Source organism: Flavobacterium sp. xlx-214 (assembly GCF_013874595.1).
In the GTDB taxonomy this organism is placed as follows: Bacteria; Bacteroidota; Bacteroidia; order Flavobacteriales; family Flavobacteriaceae; genus Flavobacterium.
Genome location: NZ_CP059431.1, coordinates 580,551 through 597,147, shown reverse-complemented (window position 1 = coordinate 597,147; position 16,597 = coordinate 580,551). Strand labels below are relative to the sequence as shown.

Annotated in this window: 13 protein-coding genes; 11 read left to right on the top strand and 2 right to left on the bottom strand. The window is 34.3% G+C overall.

Annotation, left to right across the window (positions count from 1 at the left end; genetic code table 11):
- Positions 1-46 precede the first annotated feature (46 nt).
- The 8 genes from topA to H1R17_RS02720 all read left to right on the top strand — a co-directional run bounded on the left by topA (position 47) and on the right by H1R17_RS02720 (position 11,649).
- Positions 47-2,587, top strand: coding sequence for a type I DNA topoisomerase (gene topA, locus H1R17_RS02755; RefSeq protein WP_163432515.1), 2,541 nt, complete (start codon positions 47-49; stop codon positions 2,585-2,587).
- Between the two features lie 8 nt (positions 2,588-2,595).
- The gene (locus H1R17_RS02750) at positions 2,596-3,732 is read left to right on the top strand and encodes a formimidoylglutamase (RefSeq protein ID WP_163432516.1); all 1,137 of its coding nucleotides are present in this window, start codon (positions 2,596-2,598) and stop codon (positions 3,730-3,732) included.
- Positions 3,733-3,856: 124 nt separating this feature from the next.
- Positions 3,857-5,278 (top strand): gliding motility lipoprotein GldK, encoded by a 1,422-nt coding sequence (gene gldK / locus H1R17_RS02745; RefSeq protein WP_163432517.1) that lies wholly within the window; start codon positions 3,857-3,859, stop codon positions 5,276-5,278.
- Between the two features lie 50 nt (positions 5,279-5,328).
- Positions 5,329-6,111 carry a gliding motility protein GldL gene (gene gldL / locus H1R17_RS02740; RefSeq protein WP_163432518.1) on the top strand — a complete coding sequence of 261 codons (783 nt, stop codon included), beginning with the start codon at positions 5,329-5,331 and terminating at the stop codon, positions 6,109-6,111.
- Between the two features lie 29 nt (positions 6,112-6,140).
- Complete coding sequence (gene gldM, locus H1R17_RS02735; protein ID WP_163432519.1) at positions 6,141-7,709, top strand: gliding motility protein GldM; 1,569 nt, start codon at positions 6,141-6,143, stop codon at positions 7,707-7,709.
- A gap of 12 nt (positions 7,710-7,721) precedes the next feature.
- Positions 7,722-8,606 carry a gliding motility protein GldN gene (gene gldN, locus H1R17_RS02730; RefSeq protein ID WP_240453357.1) on the top strand — a complete coding sequence of 295 codons (885 nt, stop codon included), beginning with the start codon at positions 7,722-7,724 and terminating at the stop codon, positions 8,604-8,606.
- A 57-nt stretch (positions 8,607-8,663) separates the two neighbouring features.
- The gene (locus H1R17_RS02725) at positions 8,664-9,725 is read left to right on the top strand and encodes an FAD-binding oxidoreductase (protein WP_163432520.1); all 1,062 of its coding nucleotides are present in this window, start codon (positions 8,664-8,666) and stop codon (positions 9,723-9,725) included.
- A gap of 4 nt (positions 9,726-9,729) precedes the next feature.
- Positions 9,730-11,649, top strand: a complete 1,920-nt coding sequence (locus tag H1R17_RS02720) for an ABC-F family ATP-binding cassette domain-containing protein (RefSeq protein ID WP_163432521.1) — start codon at positions 9,730-9,732, stop codon at positions 11,647-11,649.
- A 31-nt stretch (positions 11,650-11,680) separates the two neighbouring features.
- Here H1R17_RS02720 and H1R17_RS02715 read toward each other — a convergent pair whose 3' ends face one another.
- Both H1R17_RS02715 and H1R17_RS02710 read right to left on the bottom strand, forming a co-directional pair.
- On the bottom strand, positions 11,681-12,214 hold the full coding sequence (locus tag H1R17_RS02715) for a DUF4136 domain-containing protein (protein ID WP_163432522.1): 534 nt from the start codon (positions 12,212-12,214) through the stop codon (positions 11,681-11,683).
- 5 nt (positions 12,215-12,219) lie between these two features.
- Positions 12,220-14,388: a urocanate hydratase gene (locus H1R17_RS02710; protein WP_163432523.1), complete on the bottom strand. Its 2,169-nt coding sequence runs from the start codon at positions 14,386-14,388 to the stop codon at positions 12,220-12,222.
- A gap of 68 nt (positions 14,389-14,456) precedes the next feature.
- Between H1R17_RS02710 and H1R17_RS02705 the strand changes: the two genes are divergently transcribed.
- The 3 genes from H1R17_RS02705 to H1R17_RS02695 are packed head-to-tail and all read left to right on the top strand — an operon-like array spanning position 14,457 to position 16,596.
- Entirely contained in the window at positions 14,457-14,783 is a 327-nt protein-coding gene (locus H1R17_RS02705) for a hypothetical protein (RefSeq protein ID WP_163432524.1), read from the top strand.
- Positions 14,780-15,664, top strand: a complete 885-nt coding sequence (locus H1R17_RS02700; RefSeq protein WP_163432525.1) for a 1-aminocyclopropane-1-carboxylate deaminase/D-cysteine desulfhydrase — start codon at positions 14,780-14,782, stop codon at positions 15,662-15,664. The genes H1R17_RS02705 and H1R17_RS02700 overlap by 4 nt, the downstream gene beginning before the upstream one ends.
- Positions 15,661-16,596: a glucosaminidase domain-containing protein gene (locus H1R17_RS02695; RefSeq protein ID WP_240453358.1), complete on the top strand. Its 936-nt coding sequence runs from the start codon at positions 15,661-15,663 to the stop codon at positions 16,594-16,596. The genes H1R17_RS02700 and H1R17_RS02695 overlap by 4 nt, the downstream gene beginning before the upstream one ends.
- The last annotated feature ends 1 nt before the right edge of the window (position 16,597 follow it).

Below are 16,597 nucleotides of genomic sequence, written 5' to 3'. Positions count from 1 at the left end.
CTTTATTTAAAAAAATCATATACTTTTGCTGACAAATTAAAGTAGAATGGCAAAGAATTTAGTGATCGTGGAGTCGCCTGCAAAGGCAAAAACAATAGAAAAATTTTTAGGAGCTGATTATCAGGTAGAATCTAGTTTTGGGCATATTGCCGATATTCCTTCAAAGGAAATTGGTGTGGATATTGAAAATAATTTCAAACCAAAATACGAAGTTTCTGCTGATAAAAAAGCGGTAGTTAAAAAATTAAAAGATTTATCTAAAAAAGCCGAAACGGTTTGGTTAGCATCCGATGAAGACCGCGAAGGAGAAGCTATTGCTTGGCATTTAGCCGAAGAATTAAAGCTGAAAGAAAACCAAACAAAACGAATTGTTTTTCACGAAATTACAAAAACTGCCATTCAAAAAGCCATTGAAAACCCAAGAGGTATTGATTATAATTTGGTAAATGCTCAGCAAGCGCGTCGTGTTTTAGATCGTTTGGTGGGTTATGAGCTTTCGCCTGTTTTATGGAAAAAAGTTCGTGCAGGTTTATCTGCAGGTCGTGTGCAATCGGTTTCTGTACGTTTAATTGTAGAACGCGAAAGAGAAATTGAGCAGTTTAAAAGCGAATCTTCTTTTAGTATTACTGCCGAGTTTATGGCTGAAAACGGAAAATCGTTTAAAGCTAAATTGCCAAAGAATTTTAAAACACAAGAAGAAGCGTTTGCTTTTCTAGAAAAAAATATTGAAGCACAATTTAAAGTTGCCGATTTAGAAACAAAACCTGCAAAAAAATCGCCAGCTGCGCCTTTTACTACTTCTACTTTACAACAAGAGGCGTCGCGTAAATTGTATTACACTGTTGGTCAAACAATGATGTTAGCACAGCGTTTGTATGAAAGTGGGTTAATCACTTATATGAGAACCGATAGTGTTAATTTATCACAAGATGCAATTAAAGCTGCCGAAACGGAGATTGTAAATTACTACGGAAAAGAATTTAGTAAACCACGCAATTTTTCTACAAAAGCTAAGGGTGCACAAGAAGCCCACGAGGCAATTCGCCCAACAGATATGTCGCGTCATTCGGTGAATATTGATCGTGATCAAGCACGTTTGTATGAATTAATCTGGAAACGTACCATTGCATCTCAAATGAGCGATGCGCAATTAGAACGTACCAACGTAACTATTGCGGCAGACAAGCACAATCAAAACTTTATTGCTTCGGGCGAAGTGTTACTTTTTGAAGGTTTCTTGAAAGTATATCTTGAAGGTAATGATGATGAAGATGAAGAACAAGAAGGTTTGTTGCCTGCATTAAAAGTAAACGAACGTTTAACAAACAATGGAATAACAGCAACGCAACGTTTTTCACGTCCCCCGGCACGTTATACCGAAGCTGCTTTGGTTAAAAAGTTAGAAGAATTAGGAATTGGTCGTCCGTCAACCTACGCACCAACAATTTCAACGATTATTGCACGTAATTATGTAGAAAAAGGTACAACCGAAGGTAGTGAGCGTAACTATGAAGTGTTGAGTTTACAAAATGGTAAAATTACAACTGCTACACAAATTGAAAAGGTGGGCGCTGATAAAGGAAAATTAGTGCCTACAGATATAGGTATGATTGTTACCGACTTTTTAGTGAAAAATTTTGATACCATTTTAGATTACAATTTTACAGCAAAAGTAGAAGAGAGTTTCGATGAAATTGCAGAGGGTAATTTGAATTGGACCAAAATGATGAACGAGTTTTACAGTCATTTCCATCCAACAGTAGTTGATGTTGAAAAAAATGCAGAACGTGAGTCTGGAGAACGTGTGTTAGGAACCGATCCAAAATCAGGAAAACCCGTTTTGGTGCGTTTGGGTAAATTTGGGCCTATTGCTCAAATTGGAGACGCTGATGACGAAGAAAAACAATTTGCAAGCTTAAATGCATCTCAAAATATAGGAAGTATCAATTTAGAAGAAGCTTTGTCGTTATTCTTATTACCAAAAACTTTGGGTGAATATAATAACGAATCAATAGAAGTAAATAATGGTCGTTTTGGTCCTTATGTTCGTTATGCAGATCAGTTTATTTCACTTTCAAAAGGAGAAGATCCGTTAGATGTATCTTTAGAACGCGCTATTGAGTTGATAAAAGAAAAACAAAAAGCCGATGCACCTATTGCAGAGTATCAAGGTTTACCTGTGCAAAAAGGAGTGGGGCGTTTTGGTCCGTTTTTAAAATGGAACGGTATTTTTATCAACGTTAACAAAAAATACAATTTTGATAATTTATCTAAAAACGATATTGAAGAATTAATTGAAGATAAAATTCAAAAAGAAAAAGATAAAGTTATTCACGATTGGAAAGAAGAGGGGATAAAAGTTGAAAAAGCACGTTGGGGCAGATCAACCATTTTAAAAGGAAAAATTAAAATTGAACTAAGCAAAGATGTTGATGCAGCTGCATTAACCTTAGAAGATGTTCAAAAATTAATCGAAGAGAAAGCGCCAGCAAAGAAAACCGCAGCCAAAAAAGCACCAGCTAAAAAAGTAGCGTCTAAAACCACAGCTGTAAAAAAAGCACCTGTAAAACGCGCAACTAAAAAATAAAAACTCTTATGTACGAAATTTTAAAACCAATCTCTACAGAGTTAGAAACATACATACAAACATTGCCTAAGCATTCGTTAGGTAAAACAATTGACATCCACACTTCTAAATCATTTCCTGAGTTAGATAATGTACAAATTGCCTTTATTACAGTGAATGAAAGCAGAGGTACGCTGTTAAATAGCAAAGAAGATATTAATTTTGATACTTTGCGTAAGAATTGGTACCAGCTTTTTCCTGGAAATTGGACATCAAAAATGATCGATTTAGGGTCTATTGAAGCTGGAGAATCTATTGAAGATACGTACGTGGCTGTAAAGCTCATTGTATCCGATTTGCTAAAAAAGAAAATACTACCTATTGTTATTGGTGGTTCACAAGATATTACCTATGGTATGTACCGTAGTTATGATACCCAAGAGCAAAGTGTAAATTTAGTTTGTATAGATAATAAAATTGATGTTGTAAATGATGTTGTAAATCCTTCAGAATCATTTATGACGCGTATTATTATGGAGGCACCAACCAATTTACATAATTTTAGTGTGTTAGGATACCAAACATATTTTAATTCGCAAGAAGAAATCGATTTAATAGAGAAGATGTATTTTGAAGCATATCGCTTAGGAGAAGTCATCTCAAATGTTAAAATATCAGAACCTGTTTTACGTGATGCAGACCTAGTAAGTTTAGATTGTAATGCAATTAAATCAGCCGATTTAGGATTTTTTTCACACTTTAATCCAAATGGTTTTGATGGGCGAGAAATCTGTGCTTTAGCACGTTACGCTGGTTTAAGTGATCGTGTAAGTAGTTTTGGTGTTTTTAATATTGATAATGTATCAGAAAAAAGTTTGCTAATTACGCAGATTTTATGGTATTTTGTTGAAGGATTCAATTTCAGAATGAATGAATATCCTTATATTAGCAAAGCAAATTATTTAAAATACATTGTGCCTTTAGAAGAGCAAGAATTAATTTTTTATAAAAGCGATGTTTCGGATAGATGGTGGATTGAAATTGAAGGGCTTGATAACAAAGATCATAAAATCTTATTTCCTTGTAGCCATGATGATTACAAGCAAGCTTTGCAAAATATTGTACCTGAAAGATGGTGGCTTGCTAATAAAAAACTATTGGCTTAACATTTTCAAAATAAAATTGTTAAATATAAATTAAATTTTTTTTTAAGATTTCGTTGTATATTTAAAAATAATTAAATAGGTTTACGCTTTGAATAATTTTTTAAAATAAAACCCCAATTAATATATGAAGAAGTTCATTACACTTTCTGCGGTTGTCTCGTTATTATTCGGTTGTGGTTCTGGTGATAGAGGAGAACTACTAGAAGGAACTCAAGGAAAACGCTGGATTACCGAAAAGCCACAGGGAATGGCTTTCATACCTGGAGGATCTTTTACAATGGGTAAAACTCATGAAGATTTATTAGGGGCAGAAGATGCACCGGCTCGTAACGTAACCATTGGTTCTATGTATATGGACGAAACGGAGATTACCAATAATCAATATCGTAAATTCGTTGAGTTTGTTAAAGATTCTATTACAAGAACACGTTTAGCTATCATGGCTGATGAAATGGGAATGGATCAAACAGCAGGTGGAATTGGTGCTTTTGCATTTCAAGAAGTACAAGATCCATCGTTAAATCAAAATCAGTCTGCTTATGATCGTTATATGTATGATAACTATTATAGTATGGCAATGGATGATGATGAATACGCAGGTCGTCGTTTAAATAAAAAAGCACGTTTAATTACAGATCCAAAACGTTATCCAGATGAATATTACGTAGAGGTAATGGATTCATTGTACATTCCAGCTGTTCAAAACTTGAATGGTATGATTACGTACGATGTTAAAAAATTAAACTTCAAATATTCTTGGTGGGATACTAACGGTTATATAAATGATTCTTCAAACGATTCAAGAAACCGTCAGTCTAAGTTCTTAAAAACAGAAATTGTAAATGTTTATCCAGATACAACTGCTTGGGCTAAAAACTTCAACTATTCTTATAATGAGCCAATGTTTAAAGAATATTTTTGGCATGAGGCTTACGGAGAATATCCAGTTGTAGGAGTTACAGCACATCAAGCAAAAGCTTTTGCAGCGTGGAGAACCCTTTACAAAAAATCATACTCAACAGACCGTAAAATGAATCACAGTTTATATGAGTACCGTGTTCCTGAAGAATCAGAGTGGGAATATGCAGCTCGTGGAGGTCTTAAAAATGCAATGTATCCTTGGGGAGGTCCTTATACAACAGATGAAAAAGCTTGTTTCTTAGCTAACTTCAAACCAGATAGAGGAGATTACGCTGTTGATGGAGCTTTATATACAGCTGAAGCACGTTCTTACAAACCAAACGGATATAACTTATATAATATGGCTGGAAACGTTGCTGAGTGGACAAACTCATCTTATGACGAAGAAACATATTTATTACAATCAGGTTTAAAACCAAAAGGTAGAACAACTACTAATCCAATAAAAGTTGTACGTGGTGGTTCTTGGAGAGATCCTCACTATTTCTTACAAGTTGCTACACGTGATAGAGAAAATGCTGACTCTGCTCGTTGTTACATCGGATTTAGAACAGTTGTTTCTGCACCAGGGCCGGGCTTGTTAAATGAAGCTAATGCTCCTCAAAGTGGAAGAAATCAAAAATAATTAAACTATTAATAAACTAACTAACTATAAATTAAATTAAAACATAAGAGATGGCTATACCTAAAAAAGTAATGAATTTCTGCTACGGTATGGGAGCAGCAGTTGTAATCGTTGGAGCATTATTTAAAATTACTCACATGGAGTTTGGACCTTTAAATGGTAACAACATGTTAACTGTAGGACTTTTAGTTGAGGCTTTGATTTTCGCAATTTCGGCTTTTGAACCAGTAGATGATGAAGTAGATTGGGCACTTGTTTATCCTGAATTAAAAGGTGGTGCGCCAAGAACTATGCAAGTAGGCGGTAATGTAGGGGTTACAGGTACTGTAGCTACAACATCAGTAGGTGGTTCTCAACCAGCACCAGCTGTACACGTACAAACTTCTGCACCAGCGCAAGCACCTGCTTACGCAGCAGCTACTCAACAACATGTTGCAGTTGCACAGCCAACAATGGAGAGAAGTTTATTATCAGAGAAATTAGATAATATCTTAAAAGAAGCTAAAATTGACGGTAACTTAATGGAAAGCTTACGTGATAGTATTAAAAATTTCGAAGCAGCTGCAAAAGGAATCGCTCCTACAGTTGATACAGTAGCTTCATCTAATAGATATGCTGAAGAAATGGCACAAGCTGCTCTACAATTAGAGTCTTTAAATTCTATGTACAAAGTACAATTAGAAAGTGCTACTAAAAATGCAGATATCAATAGAGAGGTTGCTGAAAACAATTTAAGATTGAAAGAGCAAATGATGTCTTTAACTTCTAACTTATCAACTTTAAATGCGGTTTATGGTGGAATGTTATCTGCTATGGGTAAAACAGCTAATTAGTATTAACTTTTAAAACATTCTAATTAGACATGGCAGGAGGAAAACAAACCCCAAGACAGAAGATGATTAACCTGATGTATTTAGTGTTCATCGCGATGATGGCCCTAAATATGTCAAAAGAAGTGTTAACAGCTTTTGGATTAATGAACGAGAAGTTTGAATCAGCTAATATAAGTGCTGATGAAACAAATAAATTTTTATTAGGTGGCTTAGCTTCTAAAGCTAACGATGAGCCAGCGCGTTATACAGAACCATATCAAATGGCTCAGAAAGTTCAAAAGCTTTCAAATGAGTTTTACAATTATATTGGTTCTTTAAAAGTAGATGCAACTAAAGGCTTTATTAACGATCCTGTAACTAATAAACTTCCTTACGAACAAATGGACAAAGGACAGGAGATTGATTACGGTTGGTTTGAAAAAGATGGTTTATCTGCAAAAGGTAAAGAAATTGAAGCTCGTTTTGCAAAATATCGTGCAGACTTTAAAGCAATTATTGGAAATGATGTTAAGTATAAATTTCTTATTGAGAATATTGATGCTAAATTCAACACAAATCCTGTAAAAAATAAAGACAATCAAGATATTGAATATTTAGATTATCACTTTAAAGGGTATCCTGCAGTTGCATCATTAGCATATTTATCTGCTTTACAAAATGATGTTAGAGTATTAGAGCGTGAGTCTTATGACTTATTCTTAGGTAACTCATTAAAACAAGCTGCTTCTATGAAAAATTACCAGGCTATGGTTATTACTGATAAATCAGTATACTACCAAGGTGAGGCTATTAAATATAAAGTAGTTTTAGGAAGATATGATAACTCAACTGTTCCTACTTCAGTAGTAGTTAACGGCTCAGCTATTCCTGCTTCAAGAATCAAAGCGGGTCAGGTAGAATCAACAAGTGTTGCTTCAGGTTTAGGAGAACATAAATTTACAGGTAAGTTTACATTCATGGAAGATGGAAAACCTGTTGTGGTTGATATCTTGAATTCTAATTACGTTGTAGTTGGTCGCCCAAGTTCTGCTACTATTTCTGCAGATAAAATGAATGTTGTATATATTGGTTTAGATAACCCAATTTCTATTACTGTTGAAGGTATTACTTCAGATAAAGTAAATGCAAGTGCAACTAATGGTACATTAAAGAAAACGGGTAATGGTAAATATGTTTTTGTACCTAGTGCTGGTAAAGAAGCTGTTATTACTGCTACAGGTACAATGCCAGATGGTAAAGCAATTACTTCTAAACAAGTATTCCGTATTAAAACACTTCCTCGTCCTCGTGGATTAATCCGTGGTGAGTATGATGCAAAAGGGCCTGCTAGTAACTTAGCTCAAGTTTCAGTAAGTGCTAAAATGGAGGATTTTGAATTTGATGTGAATTTAAGAGTAACACAATATACTATTGTCTTCCCAGGTATGGGTTCTGAGGTAGTAAATGGAGGAGGTTCATTACCAGCTTCAGCTGCCTCAAAAGCAAGTCGTTTACGCCCTGGTGATGTAGTACGTATTGTAAATATCAAAGCAAAATTAGATAACGCTCCGGGTGTTGTGATCAAAGATCCTACAAACGCAACGTTTACAATTCAATAAAACAAATAGATTATGAAAAATATTAAGAATTTATTTTTTGCAATGTGTGCGGTTGTGGTTTCAACTGTTACCTTCGCTCAAAACAATATTTTGAATGCACAGTCTCCTGAAGAGATTGGAGAGCAATCTATTGAGGATATTTATGCGAAAGCAGATGGACCTATTCCATATGAATATGTGAATGATCGTGATGTTATTTTTCAAAAGAAAGTTTGGGAAGTATTATCTTTAGATCAAAAGCAAAATTTAGTTTATTATTTTCCTTTAGAAGAAACTATTGATCGTAAGCCTCTTTGGAATATATTAAAGGATGCAGTAATGAGTGGTAAAATCACTAAAGCGTATGAAGATGATAATTTCAAATGGAAAATTAATCCTAAAAACTTAGAGAGTAAGTTTGTTAGAACTGATACTGCTGAAGCTGGTAAGGAACAGTTTATGATGGAAGGAAAAATTGATAAACAATATATTTATCAAGTTGAGATTAAACCTACTGATGTAAAAGAATATCGTATCATGGGTATGTGGTATTTAGATCGTAATGCTGGTGAGTTAAAATACCGTATGTTAGCAATTGCACCTGTTGTTACTGATTTAGCTACTAAAGGTACTGATTATGAACAAGCGGTTCCATTATGTTGGATTTTCTTCCCAGATGCGCGTGAAACATTGTATAATTCTTATGCATTTAATGAGAAAAACCCTGCAATGAAGGTAAATTACGATTTCTTGTTTAATGCACGTAAGTTTGCAGGAACCATTTACAAAACCGATAATATCTATGGAGACAGAGATATTAAGGATTATGTACAAGGAAATGCAATGATGCAATTACTAGAAGCAGATCGTATTAAAGAATCTATCCGAGATTTTGAAGATGATTTATGGAATTACTAATTTTGTAATGAATTAATATAAAACTCTTATCAAAAATGATAAGAGTTTTTTTATACTATGAAAACAGATTATATTATTGTTGGCGGTGGTTTAGCAGGTTTGTGTATGGCTTTCACACTTTATAAAGCCAATAAAACGTTTGTAGTTATTGACGGTGATATAAGGTCGTCTTCTAAAGTGGCAGGCGGCATGTTTAACCCTGTTGTTTTAAAGCGATTTACATCAATTTGGGAATCAGAAGCTCAGTTGAAATTAGCAGATGATTTTTATCCACAAGTAGAGAAGTTTCTAGACGCTTCTTTTTATCATCAAATGCCTATTTTTAGAAAGTTTGCAAGCATTGAAGAGCAAAATAATTGGTTTCTTGCTTGTGATAATTCTAATACGGCCCCTTTTTTAAATCCGAAGCTTTTTAATGAACAGCTTAAAGGTATTAAAAGCAGTTTTTATTTTGGTGAAGTTTACAATACAGGCTTTTTAAATGTAAATCAATTTGTTATATCCTATCAAAATTACTTAAAGAGCATTAATGTTTTAAGAAGTGAGTATTTTGATCACAAATCTTTAATAATAAATGATTCTTCCATTTTTTACAAAGATATTGAAGCAAAGCATTTAATATTTGCAGATGGTTTTTCCATTTTGAACAATCCTTTGTTTCATTACTTGCCTGTTGACGGCACCAAAGGGGAATTGCTTTATGTTAGAATACCTGATCTTAAACTAAAAGTCATTGTAAAATCGGGTGTTTTTATTATTCCAATAGGTAACAATTTGTACAAAGTGGGGGCTACTTATAATTGGGAAGATAAAACAGATGCAACTACTGAAGCTGCAAAAAAAGAACTTATAGAAGGTTTAGAAGAATTGCTTGATTGCGAGTATGAAATTATCAATCGTGTAGCAGGAATTCGCCCAACTGTAAAAGATCGTCGCCCTTTGGTTGGTGCGCATTACCAACATGAAAATGTTTACGTTTTAAACGGTTTAGGTACACGCGGCGTGCTTTTAGCGCCTTATCTTGCAGAAATATTGCTCCTTAACATTGAAAATGATGTACCTTTGGATAAAAATATCGATGTAGCTCGATATTATAAAAAATTACAATTAATAAAATAGCAACATGCTAAATATACACGATTTGTCCGTTTCATTTAACGGAGATTATTTGTTTGAAAGTGTTACTTTTCGATTAGGAGCTGGTGATAGAGTTGGGTTGGTAGGTAAGAATGGAGCAGGAAAATCAACGATGCTTAAAATTATTTCTCGCGAAGTGCAACCAGATTCCGGTGTTATTGCATCCGATAAAGAAATTAAATTAGGTTTTTTAAAGCAAGATATTGATTTTGTTCAAGGAAGAACTATTCTAGAAGAAGCTTATCAAGCTTTTGATGATATATTGTACGTTGAAAAACAGTTAGAGGAAACCAATTTTGAGCTTGCTAATAGAACAGATTATGAAACCGAAAGTTATCATGATTTAATTGAAAAAGTAAGTGATTTAACACACAGATATGATATTTTAGGCGGTTATCAATACCAAGGAAATACAGAGAAAATTTTATTAGGTTTAGGATTTAAAAGAGAAGATTTTGATCAGTTAACCGATACTTTTTCTGGTGGATGGCGTATGCGTATTGAGTTGGCTAAGTTGTTGTTACAAAACAACGATATTTTGCTATTAGATGAGCCTACTAACCACTTGGATATTGAATCTATCATTTGGTTAGAAAACTTTTTACGATCGTTTTCTGGTGCTGTTGTATTGGTTTCGCACGATAAAATGTTTTTAGACAACGTAACCAATCGCACCATCGAAATATCGTTAGGTAAAATTTACGATTTCAATAAGCCGTATTCTCAATATTTGGTTTTAAGAGAGGAAATGCGCGAAATGCAATTGGCAGCTCAAAAAAATCAAGCTAAGAAAATTGAAGAAACTGAAAAGTTAATCGAAAAGTTTCGTTACAAAGCTACCAAAGCTGCTATGGCGCAATCGCTTATTAAAAAGTTAGATAAAGTAGAGCGAATTGAAGTAGATGAGGACGATAATGCGGTAATGAATATATCTTTTCCAGTTTCTATTACACCAGGAAAAGTGGTGTTGGAAATTGAAAAGGTAACGAAGAATTACGGTGAGAAAACAATTTTCCAGGATATTAATTTAATGATCGAAAGAGGAAGTAAAATTGCTTTTGTGGGTCAAAATGGTCAAGGTAAATCAACTTTGATCAAAGCAATTATGAACGAGTTTGATTATGACGGATCTATCAAAGTTGGTCATAATGTGCAGTTAGGTTATTTTGCGCAAAATCAAGCAGATTATTTAGATGGCGAAAAAACGTTGTTAGACACCATGATTGATGCTGCTACCGATGCCAATAGAGCTAAAGTGCGCGATATTTTAGGATCGTTTTTGTTTAGAGGCGATGATGTAGAAAAGAAAGTTAAAGTTCTTTCTGGAGGCGAACGTAACCGTTTGGCGTTAGCTATGCTGCTTTTAAAGCCAATTAATGTGTTGTTGATGGATGAGCCTACCAATCACCTTGATATTAAGTCTAAGAACGTTTTAAAGCAAGCATTAAAGAAATACGAAGGTACTTTGTTGTTGGTTTCCCATGATCGTGACTTTTTACAAGGAATGACAGAGAAAGTATACGAATTTAAAGACAAAAAAATCAAAGAATATTTAGGCGATATTAATTATTTCTTAGAAGAAAGAAACGCTACCGATATGCGTGCTTTTGAGCAAAAAAAGGATACACTTCAATATAAGGTAGTTGTTGAAAAGAAAGAAAATAAGTCACTTTCTTACGAAGATCAAAAACGATTGAAAGCATTAAATAATCGTTTAAGTAAAGCAGAAAGTACTATTACAGATCTCGAAAAGAAAATTGCTAAAGCCGATGCCGAATTAGCTAAAGATTATGAAAAGTTAATGAACGATACCAAATGGTTTTCATCGTACGAAAAACTTAAAAAAGATTTAGAAAACACCATGACTGATTGGGAAGAAATTCAAGAAGAAATTGATAAGGCATAAAAAAAGCAAGGTTTTAAGCCTTGCTTTTTTGTTATTTATTAGGAAACGTTTCCAATACTTTGGTTACAAATTCTTTTGTTCTTTCTTCTTTTTTGCTTTGTTTGTTGGTTAAATAACCTGTTCCTTTACCTTGCCAAATAAGTTCTTTGTTAGATGCCTTTAATACATCAATAAACAAAATGCCTTGTGTAGATGTTGAAACCGATTGATAACCTGGCCCCATCATCCAAGGATTCCATCCCCACGGACGGTAATAACCATAACCCCAGCCACCATAATTATTTACATGAACCACTTGTTTAGCATCGGTAAACAAATTAATTAGCAAATCCGGATTTTCGCTTTTTGTATATCCTTTAGCTGCCATTTGTTCGTCAATTGCTTTTAAGATGCGTTTTTTGTCTAAATCAGAAATATTGATTTTATCAACTCCATCTTTCATAAACGCATACGTTTTAAACTCGTTAAAGTTAACAGAGCTATCATAATCTGTGTTTACTTGCACCGAACTACACGATGCTAAGAATAGCACAGCTAATAGTGGTAAAAATTTTAATAGTTTCATATGTTTTAATTTAATAAGTTATCGTCTACTAAATTAGGAAGTGTTACTTTTAATAATGGTTCTGCTTCCATTGCACGTTGAATAGCAAACATAGCACCCTCATTACGCGCCCAGCTCCTTCTTGATATTCCGTTGTTTACATCCCAGAAAAGCATTGATTTTAAACGTTGTTCTGCTTCTGAAGTTCCATCAAGAAGCATACCAAAACCACCATTAATTACTTCGCCCCAACCAACGCCACCGCCGTTGTGAACAGATACCCAAGTAGCACCACGGAAACTATCGCCAATAACATTGTGAATGGCCATATCGGCTGTAAATCGAGAGCCATCATAAATATTTGATGTTTCGCGGTACGGAGAATCGGTTCCAGATACATCGTGGTGATCACGACCTAACACTACTGGTCCAATTTTTCCTGCTGCAATAGCATCGTTAAAGGCTTTTGCAATGTTAGCACGACCTTCAGCATCGGCGTATAAAATACGCGCTTGTGAACCCACAACTAATTTGTTTTCTTGTGCGCCACGAATCCATTGAATATTATCTTTCATTTGTTGTTGAATTTCAGCAGGCGATGTTTTAATCATTTCTTCTAAAATTTCACAAGCAATATTGTCTGTTTTTTGTAAATCTTCTGGATTATTTGATGCACAAACCCAGCGGAAAGGTCCAAAACCGTAATCAAAACACATTGGTCCCATAATATCCTGTACGTAAGAAGGGTATTTAAACTCACGACCCAAAGTTGGATTTGGATTCATAACATCAGCACCAGCACGCGATGCTTCTAATAAGAAAGCATTTCCGTAATCAAAGAAATAGGTTCCTTTTGCTGTGTGCTTGTTGATAGCAGCAGCGTGGCGACGTAATGTTTCTTGAACTTTTTCTTTGAATAATTCTGGTTCTTCCGCCATCATTCGGTTTGATTCTTCAAACGATTGATCTGCTGGATAATAACCGCCTGCCCAAGGATTGTGTAGAGATGTTTGATCAGAACCTAAATCGATATGTACATTTTCTTGATCAAATTTTTCCCATACATCCACAATGTTTCCTAAATAAGCAATAGAAACAATTTCTTTATTTGCTTGCGCTTTGCGAACACGATTTACCAATACATCTAAATCTTCAATCATTTCGTGAATCCAACCTTGTTCGTGACGAATTTTTGTGATTTTAGGATTTACTTCGGCGCAAACCGTTACACAACCAGCAATAGTTCCTGCTTTTGGCTGCGCCCCACTCATTCCACCTAAGCCAGAAGTTACAAATAAGTTCCCTTTTGGTTCTTTGCCAATTTTTCTAAATCCGTTTAAAACCGTAATCGTTGTTCCGTGCACAATTCCTTGCGGACCAATGTACATATACGAACCTGCTGTCATTTGTCCGTATTGCGTTACACCTAAAGCGTTGAATTTTTCCCAATCGTCTGGTTTCGAATAATTCGGAATCATCATTCCATTGGTAACAACAACACGTGGTGCGTTTTTGTGCGATGGAAACAAGCCCATTGGGTGCCCCGAATACATAACTAATGTTTGCTCATCAGTCATTTCGCCCAAATACTTCATGGTTAATAAATACTGTGCCCAATTGCTAAAAACGGCTCCGTTACCACCATAGGTGATTAATTCGTGCGGATGTTGTGCTACAGCATAATCCAAGTTGTTTTGAATCATCATTTGAATGGCTTTTGCTTGTAACGATTTTCCTGGGTATTCGTTAATATCTCGAGCATACATTCTGTAACTTGGACGGAAACGATACATGTAAATACGACCGTATTTTTCTAATTCTTCTTTAAATTCTGGAATTAAAGTTTCGTGATGTTGTGGTTCAAAATAGCGCAACGCATTACGCAACGCTAATATTTTTTCTTCGGCAGTTAATATTTCTTTACGCTTTGGTGCGTGATTAATAGTGGTATCGTATAAAGCAGTTCGTGGTAAAACTGCTGGTATTCCTTGTAGTATTTCTTCTTGAAATGTCATGGTAATTGGTTTTGTTTTTTTTCGAACTTGATCGACTAATTTATTAAATCCGTACGGACAATGTTTACAACCGCTCATACAGCAATACCCTCTGTTTAAAAGATATTTTTCTGTAAAAATGCGAAAGCCACGATCCGAAAGATAATAATCTTCTCCTTCGATTAGATTTTTATTCATCATAACTACAAATTTAATAATTCGTACGATGATTTTCAGTATCTTTTTTTAATATATTGTAATTTTGCTTTATGCGATTGATTATTTCAAAATTTTGGGTGCCAAAAGGGTTTTCGGGTATAACAATTTATCCGTTTATTTTTGCACGTGAAAATTTTTGGAAAAACAATACCATATTCATCAATCACGAGAAAATACATTTGCGTCAGCAGATTGAAACATTGGTGCTTCCTTTTTTTGTTTGGTATGGTTTGGAGTATTTAATTCGTTTACTTCAATACCAAAACAGAAAAAAAGCGTATCGAAACGTTTCTTTTGAGCGTGAAGCTTATGCAAATGAACAAAATCCTCACTACTTAAAAGAGCGTCGTTTTTTTAGTTTTTTACGATATTTATGATACAACCTCAGCAACAATCATTCAATCAAAAGATTGATTTTCCTAATGCGTTTGAAATAGAAGTTTATGTAAAGCGAGAAGATGTTTTGCACACAGAAATATCGGGTAATAAATTTAGAAAGCTAAAATACAATTTAGAGGAAGCAAAACGTTTAGGTAAAAATACATTATTAACTTTTGGCGGAGCTTATTCTAATCATATTGCTGCAGTTGCAGCAGCTGGACGCGATTATGGTTTTAAGACTATTGGTGTAATTCGTGGTGATGAATTGGCTGATAAATTTCAAGATAATCCTACGTTAAAGAAAGCGTTTGATGACGGCATGCAGTTTTATTTTGTTACACGAACGCAGTACAGAGAAAAGCATCACGAACATTTTTTACAAGAATTACATGAAAAGTTTGGTGCTTTTTATATGGTTCCCGAAGGCGGCACAAATGAGTTAGGAGTAAAAGGTTGTGAGGAAATACTAACTGAAGAAGATACTGTATTCGATTTTGTGTGTTGTGCAGTAGGTACAGGCGGTACCATTTCGGGTATTATTAATAGTTTACACTTACATCAAAAGGCGATAGGATTGCCAGTTTTACAAGGTGGTTTTTTGTTTGATGAGGTGAGGAAATACACAAAAAACAAACAATGGAATTTAGTAACTGACTATCATTTTGGAGGTTATGCAAAAATTAATATCGAATTGAAACAGTTTATGCAACAATTTTTTAAAAAATATTTAATATCTTTGGATCCTGTGTATACTTCAAAAGTAGTTTTTGGAGTGTTTGATTTAATAAAAAAAGGGTATTTTACACCCCATTCAAAAATATTAATTATTCATACTGGAGGTTTACAAGGACTTCAATCTAACATTGCTGATATATGAAGAAGGTTTTAACAATGCTGTTAACAGGTTTTATTTTAATGAGTTGTAGCGCAGCGCATAACACAAAAGTAAAAGATAAAATTGTTAAAGAATACGGAACACCAAACGATCCTAAACGAAAGGTAGTTGTTAAAACAAGATCAGAAATAAACAAAGAAAATACTCCTGTTGTAGAAAAGAAAACTACAAAACCTACAAATCCACTTTTAGATAAAGAAGAGTTTAAAAACAGCAATTCCGAAACTTTAATTGCTACCTCTAAAGTAAATGTTTCTAAAAATACCATTGAAGATTATGTTGATTTATATGCCGAAGCAGCTATGCAAAGCATGAAAACATACGGAATTCCTGCAAGTATAAAATTAGCACAAGGTATTTTAGAATCGGGTTCTGGCAATGGTACATTGTGTAGAACAGCAAATAATCACTTTGGTATTAAATGCAAAGACGAATGGACTGGCGAAACAGTTGCACATACTGATGATGCGCCTAACGAGTGTTTTAGAAAATATAGCTCAGCAATGGAATCTTATAACGATCATTCTGAATTTTTAGCTCACAGAGTATATTATAAAGATTTATTTTCACTTGATAAAAGCGATTATACTGCTTGGGCAAAAGGATTAAAGAAAGCAGGTTATGCAACTGATCCTAAATATCCTTCAAAATTAATTGGAATCATAGAGCGTTACAGACTTTATGAATACGATCAAAAGGTGTTGAATAGTAAAGACTACACGCCTGTAGTAAGAACTCAAGAGCAACAACAACCTGTTTTTACTCCTACAAAAGAACATTTATACACAGTACAATCAGGTGATACTTTGTTTGCAATATCGCAAAAGTTTAATGCACCTGTAGATCGTATTAAATTATTAAACAACTTAAAATCAAATAGCCTAAATGTTGGGCAAACCATAAAAATTCAATAAT

Excerpts from the sequence above, each read along its gene's own strand:
- topA (WP_163432515.1), top strand. The coding sequence starts at position 47 with ATGGCAAAGAATTTAGTGATCGTGGAGTCGCCTGCAAAGGCAAAAACA.
- H1R17_RS02750 (WP_163432516.1), top strand. The coding sequence starts at position 2,596 with ATGTACGAAATTTTAAAACCAATCTCTACAGAGTTAGAAACATACATA.
- gldK (WP_163432517.1), top strand. The coding sequence starts at position 3,857 with ATGAAGAAGTTCATTACACTTTCTGCGGTTGTCTCGTTATTATTCGGT.
- gldL (WP_163432518.1), top strand. The coding sequence starts at position 5,329 with ATGGCTATACCTAAAAAAGTAATGAATTTCTGCTACGGTATGGGAGCA.
- gldM (WP_163432519.1), top strand. The coding sequence starts at position 6,141 with ATGGCAGGAGGAAAACAAACCCCAAGACAGAAGATGATTAACCTGATG.
- gldN (WP_240453357.1), top strand. The coding sequence starts at position 7,722 with ATGAAAAATATTAAGAATTTATTTTTTGCAATGTGTGCGGTTGTGGTT.
- H1R17_RS02725 (WP_163432520.1), top strand. The coding sequence starts at position 8,664 with ATGAAAACAGATTATATTATTGTTGGCGGTGGTTTAGCAGGTTTGTGT.
- H1R17_RS02720 (WP_163432521.1), top strand. The coding sequence starts at position 9,730 with ATGCTAAATATACACGATTTGTCCGTTTCATTTAACGGAGATTATTTG.
- H1R17_RS02715 (WP_163432522.1), bottom strand. The coding sequence starts at position 12,214 with ATGAAACTATTAAAATTTTTACCACTATTAGCTGTGCTATTCTTAGCA.
- H1R17_RS02710 (WP_163432523.1), bottom strand. The coding sequence starts at position 14,388 with ATGATGAATAAAAATCTAATCGAAGGAGAAGATTATTATCTTTCGGAT.
- H1R17_RS02705 (WP_163432524.1), top strand. The coding sequence starts at position 14,457 with ATGCGATTGATTATTTCAAAATTTTGGGTGCCAAAAGGGTTTTCGGGT.
- H1R17_RS02700 (WP_163432525.1), top strand. The coding sequence starts at position 14,780 with ATGATACAACCTCAGCAACAATCATTCAATCAAAAGATTGATTTTCCT.
- H1R17_RS02695 (WP_240453358.1), top strand. The coding sequence starts at position 15,661 with ATGAAGAAGGTTTTAACAATGCTGTTAACAGGTTTTATTTTAATGAGT.